Origin of the sequence: Bianquea renquensis, assembly GCF_014384895.1 — a bacterium.
In the GTDB taxonomy this organism is placed as follows: Bacteria; Bacillota; Clostridia; order Lachnospirales; family Bianqueaceae; genus Bianquea; species Bianquea renquensis.
In genome coordinates, this window is the sequence record NZ_JACRSQ010000058.1 from 1 (window position 1) to 7,408 (window position 7,408).

Below are 7,408 nucleotides of genomic sequence, written 5' to 3' on the forward strand. Positions count from 1 at the left end.
TCACCCTCCATGCCGTCCTTGATTCCGGCTCCTCGACCGGTTTCCAGATATTCGTCTAAGCGCACCCTTGCATAGATGGGCACGCCGCCTGCTTCGTCGGCGCTCATGAAGTTTTCCACGTACACGTCCTTATTCACGCCGTTGAAATCGTCGTGCAGCCGTCCGCCTGGATTCACATAGGTTTCCGCCACTTCGTTCAGCGCCGTCTGGCTGATGCTCTGCCACGCAAACGTCCCCGTGAGCAGAATAACCGCCGCTGCCACTACCGCTATCACTGCCGAGGCAGCCTTGCGATTTTTAGACTTGCTCATAGTAATTTCTCCTTTCTCTAACTTAGATAGCTGTTACGGTGTGATGGTGATTTCCAGCTTCCCGGAAACTCGGGTGTTTTCTTTGGAAGCCGCCTTGACAACCAGCTTGTCCGCCCCTTCATCCGCAGCAACGGTCAACAGGCCATCAGCGCTAATCCTAGTATCTGCGGAGGTGCTGCCCGTTACTGTCCAAGTCACGTTCTGATTGGGAATCGCTTCGCCTGCCAGCGTTACAGCGGCGCCAAACTGAAGAGTTGTACCGGGAGCTGCGGTTGTCACGTCGTCAGCAGCCGAAACCGTGACCAGCACATTTTCCGCCAGCGCCTTGTTGAGAAGCGCCAGCGCGTCCGCGCTGGGAGCACTGGCCGCGTCGGTGTAGAAGCCGTTTCCTTCCGCCTCACCCCAGTCGCCGCCATCCGAGAACTGGCCAACCACGTTAATTCCATAGTACCAGTCGTCCTGAATGACCTCTTTCAGCTCAATGCCGTCCAGCAGCAGGCCGGTGGCCTCGCCGGGAAGGATGGGCTGCGCCCAATACGCCCAGCCGTCGGTGTCATACACCCAGTACGGGCCGACTTTTGATCCCTGCGCTTTCCACTCCGCCATCGTCAGCACGTTGGCCATCTGCGTGGCTTTGGCGGTATGTGCTTCATTTTTGAGGGTGTAGTTCACATCCAGCACTCCGGTATCGCCTTCGTCGGTATCGTTGTCGTCTGCGTCGTAAGTAGCATCGGCGGTGATTTGCTGCCCGGCCGTATATGTTACATAATCTCCATAGCGATCCTCTTTGGTTGCCGGGTCTCCGTCCGGCCCGGCAAAGGTTCCGTTGATGTCCGCTTTCAGGCTGTCTTTGTTTCGATTAAAAGTGGGCATAAAGACAGTTTCGCCTCCCACCGTCCAGTTCCAGTAGCTGTGGAAGTCGCCTTCTGCGCCCTCGGTAATGCTGGTACCGGGGACGTGGGGCGTCCAAGTGGATACGTCGTTGATGTCTGTCCCGGCCACCACCGGAGTCGCCTCATTTGTACCCGTACCTCCGGCCTTGAGGCCCGCGCCCCTGCCGATTTCCATGTACTCGTCTAAGCGCACACGGGCAAAGATGGGCACGCCGCCGTCGTCGTAGCTGCTGAAATTTTCTACGTACACGTCCTTGTTGCTGCCGTTAAAATCGTCGTGGAGCCGTCCGCCCGGATTGACGATCTTTCCAGTGGTTTCGTTGAGTGCCGTCTGGCTGATACTCTGCCACGCAAACGTTCCCGTGAGCAGAATAGCTGCCGCAGCCGCTACCGCTGTGACTGCCGAGGCAGCTTTGCGCTGTTTGGCTTTTCCTGCTGCCATTTTTCTCATCCTTTCATCCAATTAATATATGTATAAAGAAGGGTCTCTCCTTCTATACACCGTGAATGGTTTTAGTCTGCCGCTCCATGTGACCCCGCTTCCTTCGGCGGATTTCTGAATATCCGCCTCAGCACATGGAGCAACACAGCCCCCACTGCCAGCACAAACAGCAAGACCGGCCAGTACGTCCGGATAAAGCTGGCGATGTTCCCCAGCACCTCACTGTGATAGACCACCTTGCCCACCACGTTGACGGCGGGGACCGGCTGCCTGTCCGGTTCGCTATTCATCACACCCTGGGCTTCAAAAGCCCTCTGGCCGGTGTTCTCGTAATTTTCCATAATCCCTACGATCCGGTGGGTCACGGAGGTTGTCTGGTTTGCCATGTAGGTGATGTCGTCCCCGATTTGCAGAGTGTTCGGGTCTACCTGCTTGGCTATCACCAGCGACCCTTTGGGGATCTCGCTCTGCATGGATTCCGTCAACACAATCATGCCGGAATACCCCGCGAGGCTTTTCGGCGCTCCGCTGCCGGTGGTGCGGATGAACAGCGCGGCCACAATCAGCAGGAGCAGCAATCCGTAAAACACAACCTCTCCGATGATTTTCCATGCCCGGCCTCCCAGGGACTTCGTCTGCCGCCTACTCCCACCGCTGGCTTCCCCCGAGCGCTTCTCTTCGGCCTGATACTCTCCCACGGATTTCTCAACCTGGGCGTAGGGGGATGTCGGCGCTGGAGCGGCATGGCCTTCCCCCCCTGCGTCTCTCCTCCTCTGCTCCTCCGCCAGAATCGCCTCCACTATCCCCTTCTGCCGGTTCAGCTCTTTTTCCTGCTCTTGCACTTGTTCCTGCAACAGATCCACCTTGAACCCCAAATTGCGATAGGCCCCAATCAATACATCGATTCGGGGGTCCTCCCGCGGCGGTGACGCCTTTTCGTTTATTCTCTCTTCCTGTGCTTCCCTCATGGTCGTATCCTTCTGCGCCTGCTCCATGGCTTCTCCCCTTTACAGCAGAAGAATCCTTCTGTTGTATTTTTTCTCGAGGGAGATGTGGCAAAACTTGTCTTCCTCCGCACTCTCACCGTTTCAGGGCGCACCAAATCAGCCTTTTCATTCCTTTCTGTCGAAAAGGCTTGTTTGCTGTACCCAATTTTCACTGTCTTGACTTTTTTGTCCCTTTATGCTATAGTATGTATACGATATAACGATGTGAATGTTCTTCCCTTTTACTACAGAAGGATTCTTCCGTGATCACCCATGGACCGGCGTTTCAGGCGCGGGTTCTTTTTTGTCCTTTTTATATCACCAGCCCCATGGTTTCCATCTTCCTCCGGTGTTCCGCCCCCGTGGTGATGATGTATATCCGGGTCGTATTGATGTTCGAGTGGCCTAAAATGTCCGCCAGCTTCGCCACATCGTGGTCGATGCTGTAAAACGTTCTGGCAAAAAGGTGCCGGAGACTATGGGGAAACACCTTGCTTGGCGCAACCTTTGCCCGTTGGCACAGCGCCTTCATCTCCCTCCAGATGTTGGAGCGGTTCAGCGGTTTTCCCGTCCGGGTCACAAACACCGGGCCACTTTGAAGGGTCTTTCTTTGGACATACCGCCGCAGCTTCTTTTGCAGCGCGGCGGGCAGGAACACCGTCCTCGTTTTCCCCTTGCAGTTGACGACGGCCTTTCCCTGTGCGACGGCCTCCACTGTGATATACCGCAGTTCGCTCACTCGGATTCCCGTGGCGCATATACTTTCCAGCAACAGCGCCAGCCGCTCGCTGCTCTTCTCTTGGGCCGCTTTCACCAGCCGCACGTATTCTTCCCGGCTCAGTTCCTTTTCCTCCGGGCAATATACCTGTTTTTGCACCTTGAAGGGTTTGACGCAGCAGTCTCCCCAGCCCCATAGACGCAGAAACCCGTTGACCGCCGCCAGTGCGCCGTTGGCGCTGGCGGGGGCGTAGGTTTTCCCCAGCTCCGCTTTGTATTCCAACATTAGCGCCTTGTCAATCCTGCGGCCTGCGTATTCGGCGACGAACTGGCGTATGTGGCGCATGTACTTGTCCACCGTCGCTTCACTTTTTTCCCCTTCCCGTAATGCCGTTTCGTATTCTCGTATCATGCTTTCCTGTAGTTTCTCATATTTCATTTTTATCCCTCCTGCACTTAGTATTCCCTTTCTATTGTACTACCAATCCTCTTTTCTTTTAGATGGTCTTTTGAAATATATTCTCCGCCGTTACAGTCAAGTCTGCTTTTAACTTTTGGTTAATTTTTTCAATCAGCAATTTAACAACGACTCTATTGTTCCTTAAAGCCTACTCTGCTATCATAAGGGCATAAACACAAGGAGGTTCGCTATGAAAATCAATCAGATTATTCGGGAAAAGCGGAAAGAGTTATCTTTGACGCAAGAACAAATCGCAGATTTTTTAGGTGTATCCACACCGGCTGTAAATAAGTGGGAAAAAGGCAGCACTTATCCCGATATAACCCTTTTACCAGCGTTAGCACGTTTGCTTAAAATCGACTTGAACACGTTAATGTCTTTCCATGACGATTTAACAGTTATAGAGACTGAAAATTTTGTTAATGAAGTCGATAAGACGGTTCAGGAGCAGGACTATGATACCGCTTTCCAAAAAGCAATCAACAAAATATATGAATATCCCACCTGCGAAAATTTGATATATTCGGTCATTCTTTATTTAGAGGGAGCACTTGCTCTTTACAACGTATCTGAAATTGAGCAATACCGGGAAAAATATGAAACATTTTACAAGCGTTTAGCCACAAGTGAAATTCCGGAAATAAGGGATACCGCAACCAGTATGTTGATTTCCTATGCACGAAATCGAGGAGATTTTTCAAAGGCAGAGGAGCTAATAAATTCATTGCCGTTTTCTACAATAGACAAAGAGGAACACTTAGCTATCCTTTATCAACGGCAAGAACGATACCAAGACGCAGAAAAAATCTGGGAACATCAGGTACTTAAAGGTGTAACCGATATACAGACTGCTTTAGCAAATATGCTTGAAATCGCATTGCAGGAAAAAAGGGAAAATGATGCAGACTTTTTCGCAGATATGTATGAAGCCATTACCCGCCAGTTTTGCTTTCCAGAGTGGATATGCTACAATGTTCATTTGCAGCTTGCTTTAGTAAAAAAAGATAAGGGTAGAAGTCTGTCTATTCTTCAAAAAATGTTACCTGCCATGAAAAAGGAATGGAATACGCAAGATTATCAGTTATATCGTAATGTAAATGGTAGCGATTCTACATTTTTTTCAAGTAAACTGGCAAAAAAAATCACCGATGAGTTAGCAAACAATGAGGAATACGCATTTCTTCGTGAGGGTTCGGAATTTGAAGAACTAATGGCACAATTAAGAGATTAAAATTTCTTTGTGTTCAAATAGCAAAACCAGTCGAGCCAGTCAACGGCAAGATGAACGGGCTGCGCCCGTCGCCCCTAGCCCCGCCTGTTTTGCAGTTAGGCAGCTAAGGAGCGACAGCCTAAAGTGCTGCCGCCCCTCACATAATAAAAAGTAACTATCAACCAACCACAGCCCTTTCTTTAACCGCTTTGTCAGTGAGCCGCAGAGGTGGCATATTTCCCTTATGCGGCACTGGTGATATTGACGGAAGCCAGACGCAGCGGAAGGCGTCACTTTTTTAGAGCAAGATCTCACAGCCGCCCATGCGGATATGCAGGAGAGCCTTGCCGGATTGAAAGAGCTGGAATCTGTCATAGCAAAGAAAAAGGAATCCTGGCAAGTGGGCGCAGGAGGACTACCCCGGGGAGGACGGGCTTTTATACTGCGGGAAGTGCCGCAAGCCGAAGCCAGAGCCTGACAGAATGCGCCGCATACAGCATAACGCCGGATAGAGAAAAAGCGGTCATGCCGGGGAGCGTGACCGCTGGAATAAGTTGCTATTTATAATACAGCGTTTCTCAAGTCTGAAACATATTGAGATTGTTGTTTTTTCAAATAGGCTTTTACGAATGGTTTCATAATGGTTTTTTTTGCAGTGACATCTTCCGTAAAATCAATTTCAGTCTGTTCGCCTTTTTGAGTAAATACTCCAATCCAATGCCCTTTCATATTGCCGTTTTCCATATCAAATTCCCAACGTTTATATGGTTCGGCAACAGTAATTGTAAAAGTTGTGGCATATCCCTCTTTTGTATATTCTACAAATTGATTTTTGCTCAAAACTTCGATTTTGCTTAAATCACTGCGCCACGCATAATTTTCAAGAGAGGTTACCGTTTCCCACACTTTTTTAATATCACTCTGAAAGACAGCTTTAATTTTTGAAATAGCCATACCTAATCCTCACTTTGCAATTTCATTTGTTATTCAGCTTATTATCCAGAGTATAGCATAAAAGCACCTATTTAGCCATTGAAATTTTAGCGACAATTCCTATATCAAAAACCGTCATTTTGACGGGACGTAAAGAAGCAAAAACCGCTGTACAGCCGCCCATTTTCCGTGGTAAATAAAGCTACGGGGCGGAAGCCTTATAGTAAACGGTGTGGCTTCCGGCTGTGGCGTTTGCGGCAACCGTTGAGCTTTTGCTCAATCCGGGCGGCTCTCCTCTCCATACAGCCTACCCTTTCTCTCTTTCATATTCAACGGAGACGCCGGTGCTTCATTTTGTGTGCTTCCCTTTTTCTCAGCAGCACTGTGGCGATCAGCGCGGCTAAGCTTAGAAGCATCAGCACAAAGTACAAACCTATGTGAGACGTATCACCGGTCTGCGGGCCATCCGGGCTGCCGGGTTCATCGTCGCCGCCGGGGGCGGGCGATTCCGGCGTGGCGCCGGTGTAGGCGTTCACAATATCGTATCCATTGATTTCGGCGGTGTAGCCGGGTATTTCGACCTCGTCCACGGTATAGACAATCTCATGCCCATCCCCCGCGTACCGGGGCATCTCAAAGGCATACTTCCAGCCGTCCCTGGCCGTAACCTGCCGCTGGGCGGCAAGCTGGCCGTCGGCATAGACCTCCACAATGATGGAGCTGGGCTGCTTGTCCGCCGGGTTGTCCCCATGTTGCCAGGTCTTTGATCCCTTAACGGTCACCGCATTCTCCGGTAGATCCGGCTTGAAGCGGTTGACAAATTTTAGCGTCTCAGCCGCCTGCCCGTTTTGATCCAGAGCATAAACGGCTTCCAGCTTTCCTCCCTGCTCCGCAACGGTTATCGTCAGGGTATAGAGAGAAGCGTCATAGCTCCAGCCTTCTTTGCCGTCGTCCAGTTCCGCTATAGTGTAGGTGTAAACGCCAGGTTCGGCAATGACGATTGTGCCCAGATTAGCTTTGCCGCTGCCTGTGAGAGTGACGATTTTCATATTTCCATCACTGCCCTCCGGCATGGACGCGCCATTTTCACCTTTCAGCAGGAAAGAGAACTGTGTTTCAGGCGCCTTTTCGCCTTCCACCACCTTTTCAATGAGGGGAGGGTCTACCGCCACGGGCGGAAGATAGGTATTTTTGATGTTGTATCCATCATAGGCGGGAATAAAGTTATACAGCGGCGCCTCCCCAATGGTATACGCGATTTCCGCTCCCTCTGCGTCGTACTTGGGCGCGGTGAAATGGTAATGCCACTCACCATTGCCGTCCGGGATGACAGTGGCTTCCTCCACCAGCAAATCCCCGTTTTTCAGCTGCACGGTGACAGATTCCGGCAGGGCCACGTCATGGCCGCCCAGCTCCCATGTTTTCTCGCCTTCGATTTCAGTCTGTACCTCTCCCA

General features: G+C 51.0%; 7 protein-coding genes. 1 reads left to right on the forward strand and 6 read right to left on the reverse strand.

What is annotated here, in order from left to right; genetic code table 11:
- The 4 genes from H8730_RS16930 to H8730_RS16945 form a co-directional block, all read right to left on the reverse strand.
- A partial coding sequence (locus tag H8730_RS16930) for a hypothetical protein (protein WP_249290237.1) occupies positions 1–311 on the reverse strand: 311 nt, incomplete at its 3' end.
- 33 nt (positions 312–344) lie between these two features.
- Entirely contained in the window at positions 345–1,646 is a 1,302-nt protein-coding gene (locus tag H8730_RS16935; RefSeq protein ID WP_249290238.1) for a hypothetical protein, read from the reverse strand.
- A 71-nt stretch (positions 1,647–1,717) separates the two neighbouring features.
- Entirely contained in the window at positions 1,718–2,641 is a 924-nt protein-coding gene (locus H8730_RS16940; RefSeq protein ID WP_249290239.1) for a signal peptidase I, read from the reverse strand.
- A 304-nt stretch (positions 2,642–2,945) separates the two neighbouring features.
- A complete protein-coding gene (locus H8730_RS16945; protein WP_249290240.1) occupies positions 2,946–3,788 on the reverse strand; it encodes a tyrosine-type recombinase/integrase in 843 nt (280 codons plus the stop codon).
- Positions 3,789–3,999: 211 nt separating this feature from the next.
- On the opposite strand from H8730_RS16945, the gene H8730_RS16950 reads away from it, so the two are divergent.
- Positions 4,000–5,040 (forward strand): helix-turn-helix transcriptional regulator, encoded by a 1,041-nt coding sequence (locus H8730_RS16950; RefSeq protein WP_249290241.1) that lies wholly within the window; start codon positions 4,000–4,002, stop codon positions 5,038–5,040.
- A 540-nt stretch (positions 5,041–5,580) separates the two neighbouring features.
- Here the strand turns inward: H8730_RS16950 and H8730_RS16955 are convergent.
- Both H8730_RS16955 and H8730_RS16960 read right to left on the reverse strand, forming a co-directional pair.
- The gene (locus H8730_RS16955; protein WP_249290242.1) at positions 5,581–5,973 is read right to left on the reverse strand and encodes an SRPBCC family protein; all 393 of its coding nucleotides are present in this window, start codon (positions 5,971–5,973) and stop codon (positions 5,581–5,583) included.
- Positions 5,974–6,281: 308 nt separating this feature from the next.
- Positions 6,282–7,408, reverse strand: a 1,127-nt coding sequence (locus H8730_RS16960; RefSeq protein WP_249290243.1) for a Cna B-type domain-containing protein, incomplete at its 5' end; no start/stop codon positions are given.

What these genes read in the sequence shown, in the direction of transcription:
- H8730_RS16940 (WP_249290239.1), bottom strand. Translation starts at nt 2,641, where the DNA reads ATGGAGCAGGCGCAGAAGGATACGACCATGAGGGAAGCACAGGAAGAG.
- H8730_RS16935 (WP_249290238.1), bottom strand. Translation starts at nt 1,646, where the DNA reads ATGGCAGCAGGAAAAGCCAAACAGCGCAAAGCTGCCTCGGCAGTCACA.
- H8730_RS16955 (WP_249290242.1), bottom strand. Translation starts at nt 5,973, where the DNA reads ATGGCTATTTCAAAAATTAAAGCTGTCTTTCAGAGTGATATTAAAAAA.
- H8730_RS16950 (WP_249290241.1), top strand. Translation starts at nt 4,000, where the DNA reads ATGAAAATCAATCAGATTATTCGGGAAAAGCGGAAAGAGTTATCTTTG.
- H8730_RS16945 (WP_249290240.1), bottom strand. Translation starts at nt 3,788, where the DNA reads ATGAAATATGAGAAACTACAGGAAAGCATGATACGAGAATACGAAACG.